This is a genomic window from Aminobacter sp. Y103A (genome assembly GCF_030294925.1).
Lineage (GTDB): Bacteria > Pseudomonadota > Alphaproteobacteria > Rhizobiales > Rhizobiaceae > Aminobacter > Aminobacter ciceronei.
Genome location: NZ_AP017986.1, coordinates 699,317 through 716,110 on the forward strand (window position 1 = coordinate 699,317; position 16,794 = coordinate 716,110).

Genomic DNA, 16,794 nt, shown 5'->3' on the forward strand with positions numbered 1-16,794 from the left:
TGTGGATTTTCGGCCAATCTGTCATGCTGTTGTTATGCACGGCAACTAGCGGTCTCGGCGAACCCCAAGCCGAACACCCCAGCCAGAGGTCGACGCCATGAACCAGCCCCATGATCAGAAATTCCGCACCTCGATGCTCGAGGAGAATGACGGTCCCGGTCACAACCCGACCGACAACCGCACCATGGGCGACATCATCGCCAAGCGCTTCTCCCGCCGCAGCTTCCTCCAGGGTTCGCTCGCCGTCTCGGCCATCGCCGCAACCGTAAGCCCCATCGCAATCCTGCTCGCCGACGACGCCCGCGCCGCCTCTGCCTCCGCTTTTGCCTTCGACGAGATCGAGGCCGGCATCGACGACAAGCATCACGTCGCCGCTGGCTACGACGCCGACGTGCTGTTGCGCTGGGGTGATCCGATCTTCGCCGACGCGCCCGAATTCGATCCGACCAACCAGTCGGCGGAAGCCCAGGCCAAGCAGTTCGGCTACAACAACGATTATGTCGGCTATATCGCCCTCGAAGGCTCGTCCGAGCACGGCCTGCTGGTGGTCAACCACGAATACACCAACGAGCACCTGATGTTCCCCGGCATCGTCAAGATCGTCGAGGGCAAGATCGAGGTCGCGCCAGCGGACCAGAAGCGCGTCGACATCGAGATGGCGGCCCATGGCGGCACCATCGTCGAGATCCGCAAGGAAGCGGGCAAGTGGCATCCGGTCCGCGACGGCAAGCTCAACCGCCGCATCACTTCGACCACCGAGATGCAGCTGACCGGCCCGGCCGCCGGCCATGATCGCCTGAAGACCAATGCCGATGCCACCGGTACCAAGGTGTACGGCACGCTCAACAACTGCGCCGGCGGCGTCACGCCCTGGGGCACCTACATCATGGCTGAGGAAAACTTCCACGGTTATTTCGGTGGCGAGCTGCCGGCCGATCATCCGGAGGCCGCCAACTACAAGCGCCTCGGCGTGCCGGAAGGCACTTATGAGTGGTTCAAGTTCTACGACCGCTTCGACGTCTCCAAGGAACCGAATGAGCCCAACCGCTTCGGCTGGATCGTCGAGGTCGACGTCAACGACCCGAACTCGCTGCCTAAGAAGCGCACGGCACTCGGTCGCTTCAAGCACGAGGGCGCTGAATCCATCGTGGCCAGCGACGGCCGCGTCGTCTTCTATCTCGGCGACGACGAGCGCTTCGACTACGTCTACAAGTTCGTGACCAAGGGCAAGTTCAACCCCGACGACCGTGCCGCCAATCTCGACCTGCTCGACGACGGCACGCTCTACGTCGCCAAATTCGCCGAGGACGGCACCTTCGCCTGGCTGCCGCTGGTCCAGGGCGACGGCCCGCTCACGGCCGACAACGGCTTTGTCAGCCAGGCCGACGTGGTCATCGAGACGCGCCGCGCCGCCGACCTGCTCGGTGCCACCAAGATGGACCGCCCCGAGGACATCCAGCCCAATGCCGTCAACGGCAAGGTCTATGTCATGCTGACCAACAACACCAAGCGCAAGGCCGACCAGGTCGACGCTGCCAACCCGCGCGCCGAAAACGCCTTCGGCCACATCATCGAACTGATCGAGGACGGCAGCGATTTCACCGCCACCAAGGGCAAGTGGGAAGTGCTGCTCAAGTGTGGTGACCCGTCGGTCGCCGAGGTCGGCGCGTCATTTTCGACTTCGACCACCCAAAATGGCTGGTTCGGAATGCCCGACAACTGCGCCGTCGACTCCGCCGGCCGCCTGTGGGTGTCGACTGACGGAAATTCGCCCAAGGCCACCGGCCGCACCGACGGCCTGTGGGCCGTCGACACCGAGGGCGCGGCGCGCGCCACCTCGAAGCTGTTCTTCCGCGTGCCTGTCGGCGCCGAGATGTGCGGCCCGCTGTTCACGCCCGACGACCAGACCGCATTCGTTGCCGTCCAGCATCCGGCCGACGGTGGCGAGGATTGGGAAGGCTTTGGCCGTCCGTCCTATTATGAGGACCTGTCGACGCGCTGGCCCGACTTCAAGCCCGATATGCCGGTCCGACCGGCCGTCGTCGCCATCACCAGGCAGGGCGGCGGCAAGATCGCCGTCTGATAGAAGTCTTTGTGCCTGAGGGAAGCGGCCGCGTTCAGCGGCCGTTTTCATTTTCCGGCCAGCGCCGGCCCGAGCGTGATCAGCGCCACCGCCACCACCGCGAGCCCGACGCCGATGCCCTGTATGCCGCTCAGCTTCTCGCCAAAATAAATGATGGCCACCGCGTTGACGGCGATCAACTGGATCACCGCCGACAGCGAGAACGACACCGACATGCCGAAGTCCCGCACCAGGCGCAACATGATCAGGTTGCCCAGCGAATAGAGGATCAGCGTCACCACCAGCTTGCCGATGGTCGGCTCGACGCCCCAGGTCTTGGCGACCATCGCGGCGATGAGGAAGATGACGGTCGAAAAACCGAGCAGCGAAAGGCCGACGACGGACATTTTTCAGGCAAGCTCCCACAAATGTCCGGCGATTTGCTCCGAATGCCGCGCCAACGTCAAGCAGAGCGGCGACACGCTCCAACGTTATGGCGCCATGCGACGCAAAAACCCTCCCGTCCGGAAACGGGAGGGCGCTTGGCTTCAGGTCTTGGGAACCCCTGATTCCATCAGGGATAGGTACACTTGCCCTTCTGCGGTTCGCCCTGCGGGCCCGGTGTGCCGGTCTCCTCCCAGTCGCCGCCATGGCTGATGCAATAGGAGATCATCAGGTTGCACGACGCCTTGTTGTTGCAGGTCTCGACATGGCCGTGGGTCTGTCCGCCGCCCGGCGCCTTGAGGCCGAGCTGGTGCGGCGGCGGTGCCGGCACGCGGGCCTTGAGCTGGGCAGCCGATGCAGCACCGGCAAAGGCCGACATCGAAAGTGCGAGCGTCGCGATCAGCGACGAGCGGATGATGGTGTTGGTCATGTTCATTTCGGTTCTCCTCTGGGACACTTTGATCTTGCGGCTCACCGGCCGCCACGATCGTGTGTGTCGGGGCTGGAGAAGAAGGTTCACGGCGGAGCTGGAAAAAAGTTCGGACGATCTTTGAGGCCTCTTGCCATCCCGCGAAAACAGGCTGTCGGGCGGCAACCCGACAGCCTATTCGCCACTCACGGGGATCGTTGCAACAATCCGCCCGGAAAGCGCCAGGTCGTCGTTCGTCGCCATCACCGCCAGCGACGTCACCGGCAGTTCGGCCAACACGCGCCGCCGCCACCGCTCCGCCAATCCTGCCAGATCAGTCGTCTCCGCAGCGGTCAGAGCCGCCGCGAAATGGTAGAGGCCGACCACATGGAAGCGGGTCTGCCGCGCGCCGCAGGCTTGCTGGACCAGGCCGAAGACATCTTCGTCGTGGTGGCAGCAGGGATAGACCGGCAGGTAGATCCGGCCGGTGTTGATCCGGCCGAGGAACGGCCCGCCGAGGCGCAGGGCAAGTGCTCCCAGCGGCGCGAGCGCTACGGTCACAGCCTGCACGCACCGCGCGATGTCGGGCTCGGACAGGCCACCGACGATGGTGGCATGCAGCTTGCCGGCGCGCTCGCGGCCGAGCTGCCAGGCGATCTTGTCGCTGAACGAAAACGAACGCAGCTCCGCCTCGAATGCTTGGAACGTATCGCTGCGGCCGAGCGCCTGGGCGTCGATGGGGACGACAAGCGAATGGCGCGGCGTGTCATAGCGGCCATTGCGATAATCCGTGCCGTCCTTGCCGGCAATGATCTCGGCATGGCCTGGAGCAACCAGCGGCAGATGGGCAAGCCTATAGGCATCGTCGAAGGTCAGCGTCTCGCCGGGACCGAAGACCCGGCGCGGCGCGTCAAAGGCCATGACGGTGTCGTTGCAGAATTTCATCCTGAAACGTCCATGCGGCGGGTTCCCCCTGCGCGCTCATCCCGTTCGCAGCTTGACCATCAGCACCCAGTTCTCGCCTGCACCGGTCCAGCCATCCTTGACCATCGGCTCGGAGGCGACCTCGCGATAGCCGACGCTTTCATAGAGATGGCGGGCCTTGGTGTTGGCGTCCGAAACGATCAGGCTGGTGCCGGTGCAGCCGGTGGCCTCGGCGATCGCGTCGGCCATGGCCAGTAGCCGCGAGCCGTAGCCGCGCGCCCGTGCCTCCGGCAGCGTCGCCATGACGTTGACATACCAGCTGCCCACCGCCATCGCCTCGAGCATGTTGAATGGCACGAACATCGCCGGCGTGTCGGGGTCGGGCAACGACGGCTCGATCGGATAGCCGATCAGGCAGGCAATCACCTTGCCATGTTCCAGTACCACCGCGTTGCGATAGGAAAAGCTGCCTTGCTCGCGTTGCGCCCGCTGGCGGCCGACCTCCCAGGGGTCGCCACCTTCGGCCATCTTGGTCCAGAGATAAAGCGGCAGCCCGTCGCCAGCCATGTTGACCAGCTTGGCCAGGATCGCGGCGTCCTCCTTGGTGGCGGGCCGCGCCTCGGCAGTCAAACCCTCGTCGCGGTGCGCCTTTTCGGGCATGACATGCTCCTCCAGTCCACAGCGTCCCCTCGCTGCGGCAGTATAGGAGCGCGCGTTCCGGGCGGCGTCAACCGCCGACCGCGTGTGTCTCGGGCAGGCCCGCCACCACCTCAGTCTTTACGTGCGCCAAGGCCAACCAGCCTGTCCAGAGAAAGCTGTCCGCCCCCATAAGCAGCCAGCGCCAATGCCATCGCCGCCCAGGGCAGATGGAAATTGGCCCAGCCCTCCGGCACCGTCAGTTGGATCACTGCCGTCATCGCCAGGATGCCGAGGGCGGCAAAGCGCGTGCCGAGCCCCAGCACCAGCAGGATCGGCAGCACAATCTCGCCGATGCCTGCCAGCGTCGCCATCAGGATCGGCGCCGGATAGGGGTACTGGCTGCCGAGGATGTGCAGCGAAAACTCCTGGGTAAACAGATAGCGCGCGCCGTTGGACAGCGTCAGGAAGCCGTCCCATTTGGTCAGTCCCGACTTGAAGAACGGCACGGCGATGGCAAAGCGCAGCGCCAGGAGTGGCAGCGCCTCGGGGATCGCCGCAATCGCTGACTCAATGCGCCGGATCGCGGAGCCCAAGCCGGCCTTGTGCGCCATTGGCGCGTGGTTGATGTCGCTCATCTCATGTCTCCTTGTTGGTCAGCCACGCCGGCGAACATGCCGAGCGCGACCAGGCCGACGATGGCGCGGCCGAAGTCGAATGCCGGGTCCGTGTCGAAGGCTTCAGCCGCGGCGTCGCCGATGCTGTCGCCGCGCAACAGCGCTGCCGCGAACACCGCGTCCGCCTCGGCGATGACATGCACGGCCACCTCGATGTCCGGCCGGGTGATCACGATGCTCTCCGGCTCGAGCACCGTCTGCACGCGGACCTCGTCGCCCTGGTGGGCCTGCCAGATCGTCCCGATGGAAAACTTCGAACGAACCAGCGCCGCCGCCGGATGCGCAATGAGGGTGGCGCTGCCGAGCCGCTCGGGCGCCAGCCTTGCCAGCGCCGCGACGTCGAGCGGAACGATGTCGGCGGCGTGGTAGGCGCGGGTCCAGTAGGCCTCCAGCCGCGCCGTGTCGGCGAGATAGGGCAGGGCGGCGGCCGGGGCGAAGCCGGCGACGAAATCGGGAAAGCTGTCGCCATAGGCAAACATCACCGGGCTATCGGGCAGCGTCGTTGCGATGAAGGCGCGTGCCATGCCGTTGAAGAAGTCGTCGCCGACAAGCCGCCGCAGGACCGGGAAACGCTGGCTCAGCGCCTTGGAGAGCGAAACCGCGACATTGTTGCGGTAGACGGCGAAGCGCGCCGCATCAGCCTCGCCGCGCGCGCTGGTCACGCCGTCCGGCAGCGGTCGTGTGGCATCGAGCAAGGCTGAGGCAAACGTGTTCTGGTCCATCGTCACGCGCGCCTGGAAAACCGCGCATCGCGCCGCAGCGCTGCCTCGTCGAGCACGGCCTCGGCGCGCGTGGCCTCCGCCAGCAGCACGGCAAAGGCCGGCACGTCATTGTCCCATTCGATCAGCGTCGGTACCGGGCCGGTGCGGCCGATCGTGTGGCGATAGAGCGAAAAGACGTCGTCGGCGACTGTCGAATTGTGGGCGTCGATCAGCAGCCGGTCACCGGCGCCGTCGACGGTCTCGTCATAGCCGGCGAGGTGGATCTCGCCGACGCGCTCGACCGGGAAGCGGTCGATGTAAGCGAACGGGTCGAGCCTGTGGTTGATGGCCGACACCATCACGTTGTTGACGTCGAGCAGCAGCCCGCAGCCGGTCCTTTCGGCAATGGCGTCGAGGAAGTCGATCTCGTCGATCGTGCTGTCTTCGAACAGGATGTAGGTCGAGGGATTTTCGAGCAGCATGCGCCGCCCCACCGCCTGCTGCACCTCGTCGACATGGGCGCTGACATGCGCCAGCGTCCGGTTCGTATAGGGCAGCGGCAGCAGGTCGTTCAGGAAGCCGGCGTCATGCGTCGACCAGGCCAGATGTTCGGAAAAGGACTGCGGCTGGTAGCGGTCGATCAGCCGCCGCAGCCGCGCCAGATGCGCCTTGTCGAGTGGTCGTTCGGCCCCGATCGACAATCCGACGCCGTGCAGCGACAGCGGATAGCGCGCAACGATCTCGGACAGTGTCCGGTGCGGCGCACCGCCGTCGCCCATATAATTCTCGGCATGGACCTCGAAGAAGCCGATTTCGGGCTCGGTCGCGATGATTTCGCCTATGTGCTCGGGTTTGAGGCCAAGGCCTGCGCGGGCGGGTAGGGACTGGCCGCTTTGTGTACCGGTATTCATGCTGGGTGCTCGGATGGGTCGGGCAGGCGAGATGGGGCCCGGCGCGCCGGGCCCCATGTGCATCACATGGCAGTTGGCTCGAGCATGCCCTTGTGACCGTCGACGTCCATCGTCGTGCAGGTGCCGGCCGGCACGGCCTTCCAGGCGTTGCCCTGATAGTCCATGGTCGAGGTGCCGGCGCAGGTCGTGCCTGCTCCCGCGGCGCAATCGTTCTGGCCCTTCAGCGAAATGCCGTAGCACTTTTCCATGCCGACCATCTTTTCAGCCGGCAGTGGGGCGGCAAAGGCGGACGAGGCAAGTGCCGATGCGAGCGAGCCGGCGAGAGCAAGGGCTAGGGTCTGGCGATTCATGACGTTCTCCTGATAAAGGATTGACAGGGAAGCGTTCTGCGTCCCATGCCGTCGACTTCGCCGGCACCTCGCCATTCGTTACGCCGGGCCGTGAACACGGTTTCGTGAGTGAGACGGCAGTTGGCGTTGTAACATTTCTGCGTCGACTGAAGTAACAAACGGCTTTTTAAGCCGAAGAGAAGGAAGACAGGCTTGACGAGGACGGATGACGCCGAACTCGCTCGGCTTTTCAGGGCGGCAATTTCCGGTGATGAAGGCGCATACGCTGCCTTTCTCGATGGCGTGGCGCAATTGGTGCGCGGATACTGCCGCAGACGTATCGTGCATGGCGGCGTCGAGCCGGAGGATGTCGTCCAGGAGGTTCTGCTTGCGATTCATCTGAAGCGTCATACCTGGCGCCAGGATGAAGCAGTGACGCCTTGGGTCTACGCCATCGCCCGCTACAAGCTGATCGATGCCTTCCGCCGCCGCGGCAAGCGCATCGAGGTCGACATCGCAGACTTCGCCGAAACGCTCGCCGAGCCCGAGAAGGACGAAGTGGGCGAGCGCGACATCGGCCGTGCGCTCGACGGCCTGGCCGCGGTGCAGCGCAGTGTCGTTGCCTCGGTTTCGGTCGAGGGTGCCTCGATCGGCGAGACGGCCAATGCGCTTGGCATGACCGAGACGGCGGTGCGGGTGGCGCTGCATCGCGGCCTCAAGGCGATCGCGCATCGCTTCAGACAGGACTGAACGGAACGGAAATGGAAACGAAGAATCTCATCAAGGCGATTTCCAGCGACGCGGCAGCAGGCCGGCGTTCGTTCGGCACGCTGCTGCGCGCCGCCTTCGTTGCGGCAAGCGTCATTGCCGCTGTCGTCTTTTCCGTCGTCGCCGGCCCGCGCGCCGATTTTGCCGCCGCCGCCGAAACCTGGCGTTTCCTCCTCAAATTCGTTGTCACCCTGGCGCTGGTTGCCACATCGGGTGCGGTGGCTATTGCACTCGCCCGTCCCGGTGCGCGGCTTGGCATGCGTGTCGCGTTGCTCGCTGCCGCACCCGCCATCCTGCTCGGCGCGGTCCTGATCGAACTCACCACCATTGCCCCTTCTGAATGGGCGACCCGGCTTGTCGGCACCAACAACATGGTTTGCCTGACGCTGATCCCACTCATCGGTCTCGGCCCGCTCGCCATCTTCCTCGTCGCCATGCGCCAGGGCGCGCCGACGCGGCCCAGCCTCGCCGGTGCCGCCTGCGGCCTGCTCGCCGGCGGCCTTGCCGCGACGCTCTACGCCGCCCACTGCTTCGACGACTCGCCGTTTTTCGTCGCCACCTGGTACACGCTGGCCATCGCCATCCTGACCGTCGTCGGCGCGATCGCCGGCCGGTACGTCCTGCGCTGGTAGCAAAGCGCCGCAAAGCCGCGCTTGTTAACCCTTGCGGCCCCTGCTAAAGCGCGGCGCATGACCACACCGCTCGACCACATCCGCAATTTCTCCATCGTTGCCCATATCGATCATGGCAAGTCGACGCTTGCCGACCGGCTGATCCAGTCCACCGGCGGGCTGGAACTGCGCGAGATGACCGAGCAGGTCCTCGACAACATGGACATCGAGCGCGAGCGCGGCATCACCATCAAGGCGCAGACCGTTCGGCTCAACTACCGTGCCAACAATGGCGAGGATTACATCCTCAACCTGATCGACACGCCCGGCCACGTCGACTTCGCCTATGAAGTCTCGCGCTCGCTCTCGGCCTGCGAGGGCTCGCTGCTCGTCGTCGACGCCAGCCAGGGCGTCGAGGCCCAGACGCTCGCCAACGTCTACCAGGCCATCGACAACAACCACGAGATCGTCGTGGTGCTGAACAAGATCGACCTGCCCGCCGCCGAGCCCGAGCGCATCAAGGAGCAGGTCGAGGAAGTCATCGGCATCGACGCCTCGCAAGCCGTCCACATCTCGGCCAAGACCGGCCTCGGCATCGAGGACGTGCTCGAGGCGATCGTCACCCAGTTGCCGCCGCCGCGCGAGGGCGACATCGACGCGCCGCTCAAGGCGATGCTGGTCGACAGCTGGTACGACACCTATCTCGGCGTCATCGTCCTGGTGCGCATCATCGATGGCAAGCTCAAGAAGGGCCAGACCATCCGGATGATGGAGACCAACGCCAAATATCTGGTCGAGCGTACCGGCGTCTTCACGCCGAAGATGGTCCAGGTCGACGAGCTCGGCCCGGGTGAATTCGGCTTCTTCACCGGCTCGATCAAGGAAGTGGCCGACACCCGCGTCGGCGACACCATCACCGAGGACAAGCGCCCCACCGCAAAGGCCCTGCCGGGCTTCAAGCCGGCCCAGCCGGTGGTGTTCTGCGGCCTGTTCCCGGTCGACGCCGCCGATTTCGAGGACCTCCGCGCCGCCATGGGCAAGCTGCGCCTCAACGACGCCAGCTTCTCCTTCGAAATGGAAACCTCGGCCGCACTCGGCTTCGGTTTCCGCTGCGGCTTCCTCGGCCTGCTGCATCTCGAGATCATCCAGGAGCGGCTCGAGCGCGAGTTCAACCTCGACCTCATCGCCACCGCCCCCAGCGTTGTCTACCGCATGAACCTCAATGACGGGTCGACCAAGGAACTGCACAATCCCGCCGACATGCCCGACGTGGTCAAGATCGCCGCGATCGAGGAGCCGTGGATCCGCGCCACCATCCTCACCCCGGACGACTATCTCGGCTCGATCCTGAAACTCTGCCAGGAGCGCCGCGGCATCCAGGCCGACCTCTCTTATGTCGGCAAGCGCGCCATGCTGGTCTACGATCTGCCGCTCAACGAGGTCGTGTTCGATTTCTATGACCGCCTGAAGTCGATCTCCAAGGGCTACGCCTCCTTCGACTACCACCTGACCGACTACCGCGAGGGCGACCTCGTCAAGATGTCGATCCTGGTCAATGAGGAGCCCGTCGACGCGCTGTCGATGCTCGTCCATCGCACCGCCGCGGAAAAGCGCGGCCGCGTCATGGTCGAGAAGCTGAAGGAGCTGATCCCGCAGCACATGTTCAAGATCCCCGTCCAGGCCGCCATCGGCGGCAAGGTCATTGCCCGCGAGACCATCTCGGCGCTGCGCAAGGACGTCACCGCCAAGTGCTACGGCGGCGACGTCACCCGCAAGCGCAAGCTGCTCGAGAAGCAGAAAGAGGGCAAGAAGCGCATGCGCCAGTTCGGCAAGGTCGACATCCCGCAGGAAGCCTTTATCCAGGCGCTCAAGATGGGCGACAACTGAGGCGTGTCCGACCCATATTATCGGCACTTTTGGATCGTTAGCGACAAGGGCAAGACCTTGTTCCCTAAGCTGATGCGCAACAAGGATACAGGCGTCAGCCGCTATCAATTGCTTGGCAAAGGTAGCAACAAGAAAGAAGACGGAGACGAAACGGTGGACCCCGTCGCAGCCGTTGGTCGCTTCCTGGATGGCGAGAGCCTTCGCTTTGGCAATGAGACCGAGACCGCCAACCGCTTCGACGTGGCGGGGGGGCATGTTTTGCAGTTTGGCATGACGCCTGAGCTTTGGGAAAAGCTGAAGCGCTAAGCGCGGCGCCGTAACCTCTTCCCCTCACCTGTCGGGAGGAGTGCTCAGGCACCTCCATCCACAGTCATCCCGCAGTGCAAGCACGCATTGCACCGCAGCGTCGAATTATTCGCTTCGCTGCATCTTCGACTGTTCTGTCGATTTACTGACATCGTGAAGATGGTTAGCCTTCCCCTCGCATTCTGCCCGAGGGAACATCATGAGCTGGACTGAAAAGGACAACAAGCTGGGTATGGATCGCGCCATAACAAGGCGTGATTTCATGGACGGTGTGGCAATGGCGATCGGCGGCGCGGTGGCCTTGCGCGCCATGGGCCCCGGCCAGGCACGCGCGCAAGCTGCCGCCACCGCCTACCCGCCTGCCGCTGCGGAGCTGCAGGGGCAGACCGACACTGCCCAGAATGTCATGCATGCCGTCCGCGACGGCACCTACTGGTCCGACGCCGGCCCGGTCACGTCGAGCGCCGAGAGCTACGACCTCGTCGTCGTCGGTGCCGGTATTTCGGGCCTTGCCGCCGCACATGCCTTCCGCAAGCAGGCCGGCCCCGACAAGCGCGTGCTGATCGTCGACCCGCTCGCCGATTTCGGCGGCCACGCCAAGCGCAACGAATTCACTGCTTCGAATGGTGCGAAGCTGATCGGTTATGGCGGCAGCCAGTCGATGCAGACGCCGAGCTACTTCAGCCCCGCCGTCAATGCGCTGCTCACCGACATCGGCATCGAGCCCAAACGCTTCGAAACCTTCTACGACCAGAAGTGGTCCGAGGATCGCGGCCTGTCGGGCGCCATTTTCTTCTCCAAGGAGCAGTGGGGCGAGGACAGGCTGGTGATCCGCAAGGGCAAGCCGGCCGAATGGGTGGCCAACACACCGCTTAACGACAAGGCCAAGGCCGACCTGATTCAGCTTATGGAAGCGCCCGGCGACTATCTGCCCGGCCTGACCAGCGAGCAGCGCCTGGAGAAGCTGGCCGAGATCACCTACAAGTCGTTCCTGCTCGACCACGCCAAGGTCGACCCAGAGGTGGCCGACTACTTCGCCACCTCCACCAACGGCTATTTCGGCGCCGGCATCGATGCCGTGAGCGCGCTCGACGCGCGCGCCAACGGAAATCCGGGTTTCGACGGTATGGATCTCGGCGAGGCTGTGTCGAAATACAACAGCCCGTCCGGCCGTCTCGCCTTCACCGACCCCGACGACTACATCTACCATTTCCCCGACGGCAATGCCGGCATCGCCCGAGCTCTGGTACGCGCGCTGGTGCCAGACGCGCTTGCCGGCACGACAATGGAGGAGCTGGTTACCGAAACCGTCGACTATTCAGCCCTCGACAAGCCGGAAAACGCTGTCCGCATCAGGCTGAATTCGACAGTCGTCAAGGTCGCGCATGATGGCCCCCCAGGCAGCGCCAGCTCGGTCACCGTCACCTATGCCGACGCCGCAGGCAAGCCGGTCAGCATCAAGGCCGGGCACGTCGTGCTCGCCTGCTGGCACCGGGTCATTCCCTATCTCACCGACGAACTCGGCACTGAGCAGACAGCTGCCCTCAACGACCAGCAGAAGGTGCCGCTGATCTACACCAACGTCCAGCTCCGCAACTGGGAGGCCTTCGACAAGCTCAAGATCGACGGTTTCAGGGCGCGCGGCGATTTCTGGAGCGGTGCCGACATCGATTTTCCCGTTTCGATGGGTGCCTACAAGTTCGCCGACAAGCCTGAGGATCCCGTCATCTTGCACCTCTCCAAGGTGATGACCAGCCCGGGCCTTGCCCCGCGCGAACAGGCGCTGGCCGGGCGGCGGGCAATGATGGCACTGAGCTTCGAGGAGATGGAGCGATCGATCCGCGACCTGCTCGGCCGCGCCCTGTCAGGCGGCGGCTTCGACCCCGCTCGCGACATAGAGGCCATCACCTGCAATCGCTGGTCGCACGGCTACGCCTACGAATATATGCGTCCGGGCGACCGCTTCTGGCCCGACGGCCCGCTGCCCATCGAAGCCGCGCGCAAGCCATGGGGCCGCATCTCGATCGCCAATGCCGACAGCGGCGCTTACGCCTACGCCCATTCGGCGATCGACCAGGGCGTGCGTGCGGTACGGGATCTGCTGGGGACGCCTGAAGGAGCGCCCGACTATGCCCGCTTCCCGGGGCCTCCGGCGGAGATGATCGGGCTTTGAGGTAGTTCTCCTTCTCCCCCTTCACGGGGAGAAGGAGGCCCGCGGTACTGGATAAGAGGCGGCGCAAGCGCTCCAGACATAGCCAACTGCGAACATTAGAGATACGTTAGAGGTAATTGAATTGAAATAGTTTCTCAAGAAGCATTTATACTTGTAAGTTTTTAGAAAAATCATTGAAGGTTGTCTGGTGTAATTTTCGCAATGAGGCGACAACTCCTACGAATTTTGGAACCGCCTTTCGCACAGACTCATTCGATATTCGATTGCGAGAGAATGCCTCTTCGAGTTGAATGTGTAGTGATAGAAAAACTTCAATGATCGGAAGCCATCTTTTGGCCGCGACATCTGGTTTGATATTATCCTTAAACTGAAGGTCGAACCTATTCGAAACAGATTTTCCATAAACTGTTTCGATAGATTGAGATATCGCATAAATTAGAAGATATGATGCCCCCTTCCTATTGAGGAAATCAAGTTGATCCTTCTCTATTTCTGTTACGCTCTCTGGCTTTTTCTTCGATTTCTCAAGGAGGGCAAGCCGAGTACGATTTATGGCGTCGAGGAGTGAGTAGCAAAATACAATATGTCTAGCGGTTGTTCGCTCCGTAAAAAACCTACGGTAGAGCGCCTCGCTCACCCAAATCTCAGACTTCTTGTCGTATGCATTAACTGGATCGCCGTGAAAGGCGGCAAGGGCCTGTCCAACGGTATACGATGGAAGCAAGTTTTTCCGTCGTTTGATCGTGTCGCTAGCGCCCCCTCTTCTCCCCCCTTCATATTCAGCATCAGGAATCTTCTCGAATTCGGATCGGAGGCGTTCTTGAATTTGATCTGTGCTCCGGAAATCTGCTGCCTGCAATTTGTTCTGAGAGTTGTTAAACCTCACGACATTTGTGATGATTTCTTCGTCGTTTGATTTGACAAACCTGACAGGAATCAACAGGTCGTCTGAAGGCGCTTCGTCCAGACTTCCAATTGATCCGGTTGTCTGCGCCCCGTTAACGATGGATATCCCAACGAGTTTTAAGCGGCGGCCGGATTTTCTGCGGGGTCCGAGCTCATAGTCAATAACAAATGCAGTAAGGCCGTTGTTGTAAACCCAAAAATTTTCGCTCTCGTTCTCCGCGGATTGCTTAATTCCGTGATTAATATTTGAATCACTGGCGCGAGACCCAAGATAGCCGCGCAGATTTGCGGAAAAAAGATTTGCTCCGTGCTGTTTGAAAATCTTATACAGCCACTTGCCAGATACACTTGTAACAACCGAAGACCAATCAGATCCTGCTATCTCAATAGCATCAGGAACATCTGCTGTTATGGTGTCAGTGACAAATATAACCCGTTCCGCCTGAACGTAGAATTTCTCAATGTGCTTTGCAGATATCTCTTCTGCGAATACATTAATTTCATTGCCTGATTCATAGCCGTGCAGAACAGAGCGAGCCGTCCTCTCGACAGTTTTCAGTTCTTCGGCAACTTGCTTTGATTCTGGAAGGTTGTGTACGTACCATATAAATAGTTGCTTGACTTGCCCGTCTTTGATTGCATCTCGCAGCTCAGTCGCCCGACTTTGCAATCCCACAGGCAAGCTCGCTACATCCGCACCAAGGAGCCAAGAAACGGCAGCGTTTAGATCGGATGCTTTATTCGCCGGGGCTTGATTTCGTGATTTCTTGCTTCGGTAGCACTGGGCGATGACTGCAATCTGTTGTTCCTTGTCAACGTATATCACGTCACATTTCTTGTCATCGCCGCCACCGGTAATTGCTTCGGCGGCAACGGCCTCGATATCTTCAAGTCGAAATTTCAGTTGGAGTGCGAAAACACCAATGGCGTCGTCACTAAGGTTGAGGTCTTTTTGAAGAGTATCGAGAGCGACTTGCCAGTCAGGCTCTACTGAATTCACTTTGCGCGCCATCGTATCCCCCATTCTGAACTTTCGATGTGCACATTCACCCACTGAGTGCGGCAAAGCTAGTCGCATCTTGTTTTTAATTACTTTTTTTGATGTGTACCCCACGATTTGCCGGATCGGAGTGAACTGCCGTTCTCCATGACGAAAGCTCGGCCTGGGTATGTCCTTACCGTCCAAACCGCATCACCCAGTTCTGCTCCCACGTCTCGCCGCCATCGACCGACATCGCCTGTTCCCAGCGTGGGTTGTTCCCGGGTGTCCATAGAAACCGCACGCGCACCGGCGCACCACCTTCGATATCGTCGCCATAGAAGATGCCGCGGCCGCCCTCGAACCGCCCGACAGTCGGCGGGAACAGCCGGTAACTCTTGGTGTCGCTCCAGTAGATCGACCACAGCCCTGTCTCGGAGTTGTAGAGCCTGAGCGTCATGCCGGTGAATCCGCGCTCGGGCACCGCCATCTGGTCGAGATTGCCGCCGAACGTGCCGTCGGGTGCCTGCATCACCTTTTCGATGTGCGAGAAGGCCGAAAAAGTCTCCCATTCGGTCGAGCCCACCAGCCGTTCGCGCAGGCGTTCGTTCGTCACCGTCCAGTCGCCGATCAGGAAATCGAAATCGTCAAAGCCGCTCATGCCATCCTCCCCTTTGGTTTGCCCAGGAATAGCAGACCCCTGCTGACAGGCTTCTGTCAGCAACTGCCCGCGAAGGCCGGCAAGCGATGGCTTGACCTTGCCGGCACCTCGGGCTCATCTGCCGCCGCGATCCCGCCACAGCTTCCGCGTAACGCCCGCCCCTATGAAACTGCTCGCCGCTCTCCTTGCTTTGGCCATCCTGCCCGCTTGCGGTACCCGCGCGCCGGTGCCGCCGGCAACAGTGGCTGCTCCGCCGGCCGCCGTGCAGCCCGCCGTCGAACCGCTGCCGGCAGGGGTAAAACCGCTGACGGTCGAGCAGGACGAGCAGATTTCGCAGGGGTGAGGGATAATCTTGCCCCGCAGGCTTCTTCGCTTTTTTCTGCTTGGTATCGTTCCTTCGCACCCCCCCCTCTGGCCTGCCGGCGTTCGATGCTCGAAAAGCCAAGCAATTGGCTTTTCGTCCGCTGCGCGGACCTCATCGCACCCCCCACAAGGAGGGAGATTAGTCGCGTCGCCGGCGGCGCAAGTCCTGCAAGATTGCGGGGATTCAGCTTACTGTCTCGGCGATTGGGCGCGGCGACGATGACAGCGTGATCTCCCTCCTTGCGGGGGAGATGGCCGGCAGGCCAGAGGGGGGTGCGAAGGAACGCAAGCTCTCAGAATCTGCGTCTAGCGCAAGCAGCCCTTGCCAGCGCAGGCGGGAGCGATAAGCTCCACCCATATCCACGGAGGCCGTGAAAAACATGGCCAAGGGCATGGTCGAGGGCGAGAAGATCGATGTCGGCTTTTCCGGTCGCCGCTGCATCCATTCGCGCAATTGCGTTCCCGCCAATCCTTATGTCTTCGAGCCAAACGCGCCGGGCGAGTGGATCCATCCCGACGCAGCGTCTGTCGAGCAGATCGTGGCGATCGCCGAAAGCTGCCCCTCGGGCGCCATCACCTATCGCCGGAGGGATGGCGGGCCGGACGAGGCGCCGCCGGTGGTCAACACCGTGCGCATCCGCGAGAACGGACCGCTGGCCGTACATGCCGAGATCGTCTTCAACGGCGAGACCTTCCACCGCGCCACCTTGTGTCGCTGCGGTGCCTCTGGGAACAAGCCGTTCTGCGACGGCAGCCACACAAAGATCGGCTTTGTCGCGACCGGTGAGCCGGCGTTGAAGGACAGCCAGCCGCTCGCTGCCCGGGATGGGCCGCTGGTCGTCACGCCGCAGCCCAACGGCAACCTCAAGCTCGAGGGCAATGTCGAGATCGTCACCGGCACCGGCCATACCGTCGACCGCGCGACAAAGGTCTGGCTTTGCCGCTGCGGCCAGTCGGCCAACAAGCCCTGGTGCGACAACAGCCACAAGCGCGTGTCGTGGTCGACGGAAGGTCGATGACAAGCCAACGATTTGGCTTGGCAAACGG

General features: G+C 62.4%; 18 protein-coding genes. 8 read left to right on the forward strand and 10 right to left on the reverse strand.

Features of this window, described 5'->3' with window-relative positions:
- Window positions 1–97: 97 nt before the first annotated feature.
- A complete protein-coding gene (locus tag Amn_RS03375; protein ID WP_067954512.1) occupies window positions 98–2,083 on the forward strand; it encodes a PhoX family protein in 1,986 nt (661 codons plus the stop codon).
- A 47-nt stretch (window positions 2,084–2,130) separates the two neighbouring features.
- Here Amn_RS03375 and Amn_RS03380 read toward each other — a convergent pair whose 3' ends face one another.
- The 8 genes from Amn_RS03380 to Amn_RS03415 form a co-directional block, all read right to left on the reverse strand.
- On the reverse strand, window positions 2,131–2,469 hold the full coding sequence (locus Amn_RS03380) for a hypothetical protein (RefSeq protein ID WP_067954510.1): 339 nt from the start codon (window positions 2,467–2,469) through the stop codon (window positions 2,131–2,133).
- Between the two features lie 167 nt (window positions 2,470–2,636).
- The gene (locus Amn_RS03385) at window positions 2,637–2,942 is read right to left on the reverse strand and encodes a hypothetical protein (protein ID WP_067954508.1); all 306 of its coding nucleotides are present in this window, start codon (window positions 2,940–2,942) and stop codon (window positions 2,637–2,639) included.
- Window positions 2,943–3,110: 168 nt separating this feature from the next.
- Window positions 3,111–3,860, reverse strand: a complete 750-nt coding sequence (locus tag Amn_RS03390; protein WP_286294560.1) for a hypothetical protein — start codon at window positions 3,858–3,860, stop codon at window positions 3,111–3,113.
- A 36-nt stretch (window positions 3,861–3,896) separates the two neighbouring features.
- Entirely contained in the window at window positions 3,897–4,499 is a 603-nt protein-coding gene (locus Amn_RS03395) for a GNAT family N-acetyltransferase (protein ID WP_286294562.1), read from the reverse strand.
- A 110-nt stretch (window positions 4,500–4,609) separates the two neighbouring features.
- A complete protein-coding gene (locus Amn_RS03400) occupies window positions 4,610–5,113 on the reverse strand; it encodes a DoxX family protein (RefSeq protein WP_154384710.1) in 504 nt (167 codons plus the stop codon).
- Window positions 5,110–5,874: an HvfC/BufC N-terminal domain-containing protein gene (locus Amn_RS03405; RefSeq protein ID WP_182573537.1), complete on the reverse strand. Its 765-nt coding sequence runs from the start codon at window positions 5,872–5,874 to the stop codon at window positions 5,110–5,112. Before Amn_RS03405 ends, Amn_RS03400 begins: the two co-directional genes overlap by 4 nt.
- A 2-nt stretch (window positions 5,875–5,876) precedes the next feature.
- The gene (gene bufB / locus Amn_RS03410; RefSeq protein WP_154384712.1) at window positions 5,877–6,764 is read right to left on the reverse strand and encodes an MNIO family bufferin maturase; all 888 of its coding nucleotides are present in this window, start codon (window positions 6,762–6,764) and stop codon (window positions 5,877–5,879) included.
- Between the two features lie 62 nt (window positions 6,765–6,826).
- The gene (locus tag Amn_RS03415; protein WP_067954498.1) at window positions 6,827–7,114 is read right to left on the reverse strand and encodes a BufA1 family periplasmic bufferin-type metallophore; all 288 of its coding nucleotides are present in this window, start codon (window positions 7,112–7,114) and stop codon (window positions 6,827–6,829) included.
- Window positions 7,115–7,306: 192 nt separating this feature from the next.
- Between Amn_RS03415 and Amn_RS03420 the strand changes: the two genes are divergently transcribed.
- The 5 genes from Amn_RS03420 (at window position 7,307) to Amn_RS03440 (ending at window position 12,838) form a co-directional block, all read left to right on the forward strand.
- Complete coding sequence (locus Amn_RS03420; RefSeq protein ID WP_286294563.1) at window positions 7,307–7,843, forward strand: sigma-70 family RNA polymerase sigma factor; 537 nt, start codon at window positions 7,307–7,309, stop codon at window positions 7,841–7,843.
- Window positions 7,844–7,854: 11 nt separating this feature from the next.
- Complete coding sequence (locus Amn_RS03425) at window positions 7,855–8,493, forward strand: NrsF family protein (protein WP_286294564.1); 639 nt, start codon at window positions 7,855–7,857, stop codon at window positions 8,491–8,493.
- Between the two features lie 57 nt (window positions 8,494–8,550).
- Window positions 8,551–10,359, forward strand: coding sequence for a translation elongation factor 4 (gene lepA, locus Amn_RS03430; RefSeq protein WP_182573535.1), 1,809 nt, complete (start codon window positions 8,551–8,553; stop codon window positions 10,357–10,359).
- Between the two features lie 3 nt (window positions 10,360–10,362).
- The gene (locus tag Amn_RS03435; RefSeq protein ID WP_067954489.1) at window positions 10,363–10,665 is read left to right on the forward strand and encodes a hypothetical protein; all 303 of its coding nucleotides are present in this window, start codon (window positions 10,363–10,365) and stop codon (window positions 10,663–10,665) included.
- A gap of 199 nt (window positions 10,666–10,864) precedes the next feature.
- Window positions 10,865–12,838, forward strand: a complete 1,974-nt coding sequence (locus Amn_RS03440; RefSeq protein WP_067954487.1) for an NAD(P)-binding protein — start codon at window positions 10,865–10,867, stop codon at window positions 12,836–12,838.
- Between the two features lie 145 nt (window positions 12,839–12,983).
- Here Amn_RS03440 and Amn_RS03445 read toward each other — a convergent pair whose 3' ends face one another.
- The gene (locus tag Amn_RS03445) at window positions 12,984–14,756 is read right to left on the reverse strand and encodes an AIPR family protein (protein ID WP_286294568.1); all 1,773 of its coding nucleotides are present in this window, start codon (window positions 14,754–14,756) and stop codon (window positions 12,984–12,986) included.
- A 163-nt stretch (window positions 14,757–14,919) separates the two neighbouring features.
- Window positions 14,920–15,384: a hypothetical protein gene (locus Amn_RS03450; RefSeq protein WP_286294569.1), complete on the reverse strand. Its 465-nt coding sequence runs from the start codon at window positions 15,382–15,384 to the stop codon at window positions 14,920–14,922.
- A 163-nt stretch (window positions 15,385–15,547) separates the two neighbouring features.
- On the opposite strand from Amn_RS03450, the gene Amn_RS03455 reads away from it, so the two are divergent.
- Both Amn_RS03455 and Amn_RS03460 read left to right on the forward strand, forming a co-directional pair.
- Window positions 15,548–15,727, forward strand: a complete 180-nt coding sequence (locus Amn_RS03455; protein ID WP_067954483.1) for a hypothetical protein — start codon at window positions 15,548–15,550, stop codon at window positions 15,725–15,727.
- Window positions 15,728–16,127: 400 nt separating this feature from the next.
- Window positions 16,128–16,766 (forward strand): CDGSH iron-sulfur domain-containing protein, encoded by a 639-nt coding sequence (locus Amn_RS03460; protein WP_286297828.1) that lies wholly within the window; start codon window positions 16,128–16,130, stop codon window positions 16,764–16,766.
- Window positions 16,767–16,794 lie beyond the last annotated feature (28 nt).

What these genes read in the sequence shown, in the direction of transcription:
- Amn_RS03380 (WP_067954510.1), bottom strand. Translation starts at nt 2,469, where the DNA reads ATGTCCGTCGTCGGCCTTTCGCTGCTCGGTTTTTCGACCGTCATCTTC.
- lepA (WP_182573535.1), top strand. Translation starts at nt 8,551, where the DNA reads ATGACCACACCGCTCGACCACATCCGCAATTTCTCCATCGTTGCCCAT.
- Amn_RS03415 (WP_067954498.1), bottom strand. Translation starts at nt 7,114, where the DNA reads ATGAATCGCCAGACCCTAGCCCTTGCTCTCGCCGGCTCGCTCGCATCG.
- Amn_RS03445 (WP_286294568.1), bottom strand. Translation starts at nt 14,756, where the DNA reads ATGGCGCGCAAAGTGAATTCAGTAGAGCCTGACTGGCAAGTCGCTCTC.
- Amn_RS03460 (WP_286297828.1), top strand. Translation starts at nt 16,128, where the DNA reads ATGGCCAAGGGCATGGTCGAGGGCGAGAAGATCGATGTCGGCTTTTCC.
- Amn_RS03455 (WP_067954483.1), top strand. Translation starts at nt 15,548, where the DNA reads ATGAAACTGCTCGCCGCTCTCCTTGCTTTGGCCATCCTGCCCGCTTGC.
- Amn_RS03425 (WP_286294564.1), top strand. Translation starts at nt 7,855, where the DNA reads ATGGAAACGAAGAATCTCATCAAGGCGATTTCCAGCGACGCGGCAGCA.
- Amn_RS03385 (WP_067954508.1), bottom strand. Translation starts at nt 2,942, where the DNA reads ATGAACATGACCAACACCATCATCCGCTCGTCGCTGATCGCGACGCTC.
- Amn_RS03405 (WP_182573537.1), bottom strand. Translation starts at nt 5,874, where the DNA reads ATGGACCAGAACACGTTTGCCTCAGCCTTGCTCGATGCCACACGACCG.
- Amn_RS03395 (WP_286294562.1), bottom strand. Translation starts at nt 4,499, where the DNA reads ATGCCCGAAAAGGCGCACCGCGACGAGGGTTTGACTGCCGAGGCGCGG.
- Amn_RS03375 (WP_067954512.1), top strand. Translation starts at nt 98, where the DNA reads ATGAACCAGCCCCATGATCAGAAATTCCGCACCTCGATGCTCGAGGAG.
- Amn_RS03450 (WP_286294569.1), bottom strand. Translation starts at nt 15,384, where the DNA reads ATGAGCGGCTTTGACGATTTCGATTTCCTGATCGGCGACTGGACGGTG.
- Amn_RS03400 (WP_154384710.1), bottom strand. Translation starts at nt 5,113, where the DNA reads ATGAGCGACATCAACCACGCGCCAATGGCGCACAAGGCCGGCTTGGGC.
- Amn_RS03440 (WP_067954487.1), top strand. Translation starts at nt 10,865, where the DNA reads ATGAGCTGGACTGAAAAGGACAACAAGCTGGGTATGGATCGCGCCATA.
- Amn_RS03390 (WP_286294560.1), bottom strand. Translation starts at nt 3,860, where the DNA reads ATGAAATTCTGCAACGACACCGTCATGGCCTTTGACGCGCCGCGCCGG.
- bufB (WP_154384712.1), bottom strand. Translation starts at nt 6,764, where the DNA reads ATGAATACCGGTACACAAAGCGGCCAGTCCCTACCCGCCCGCGCAGGC.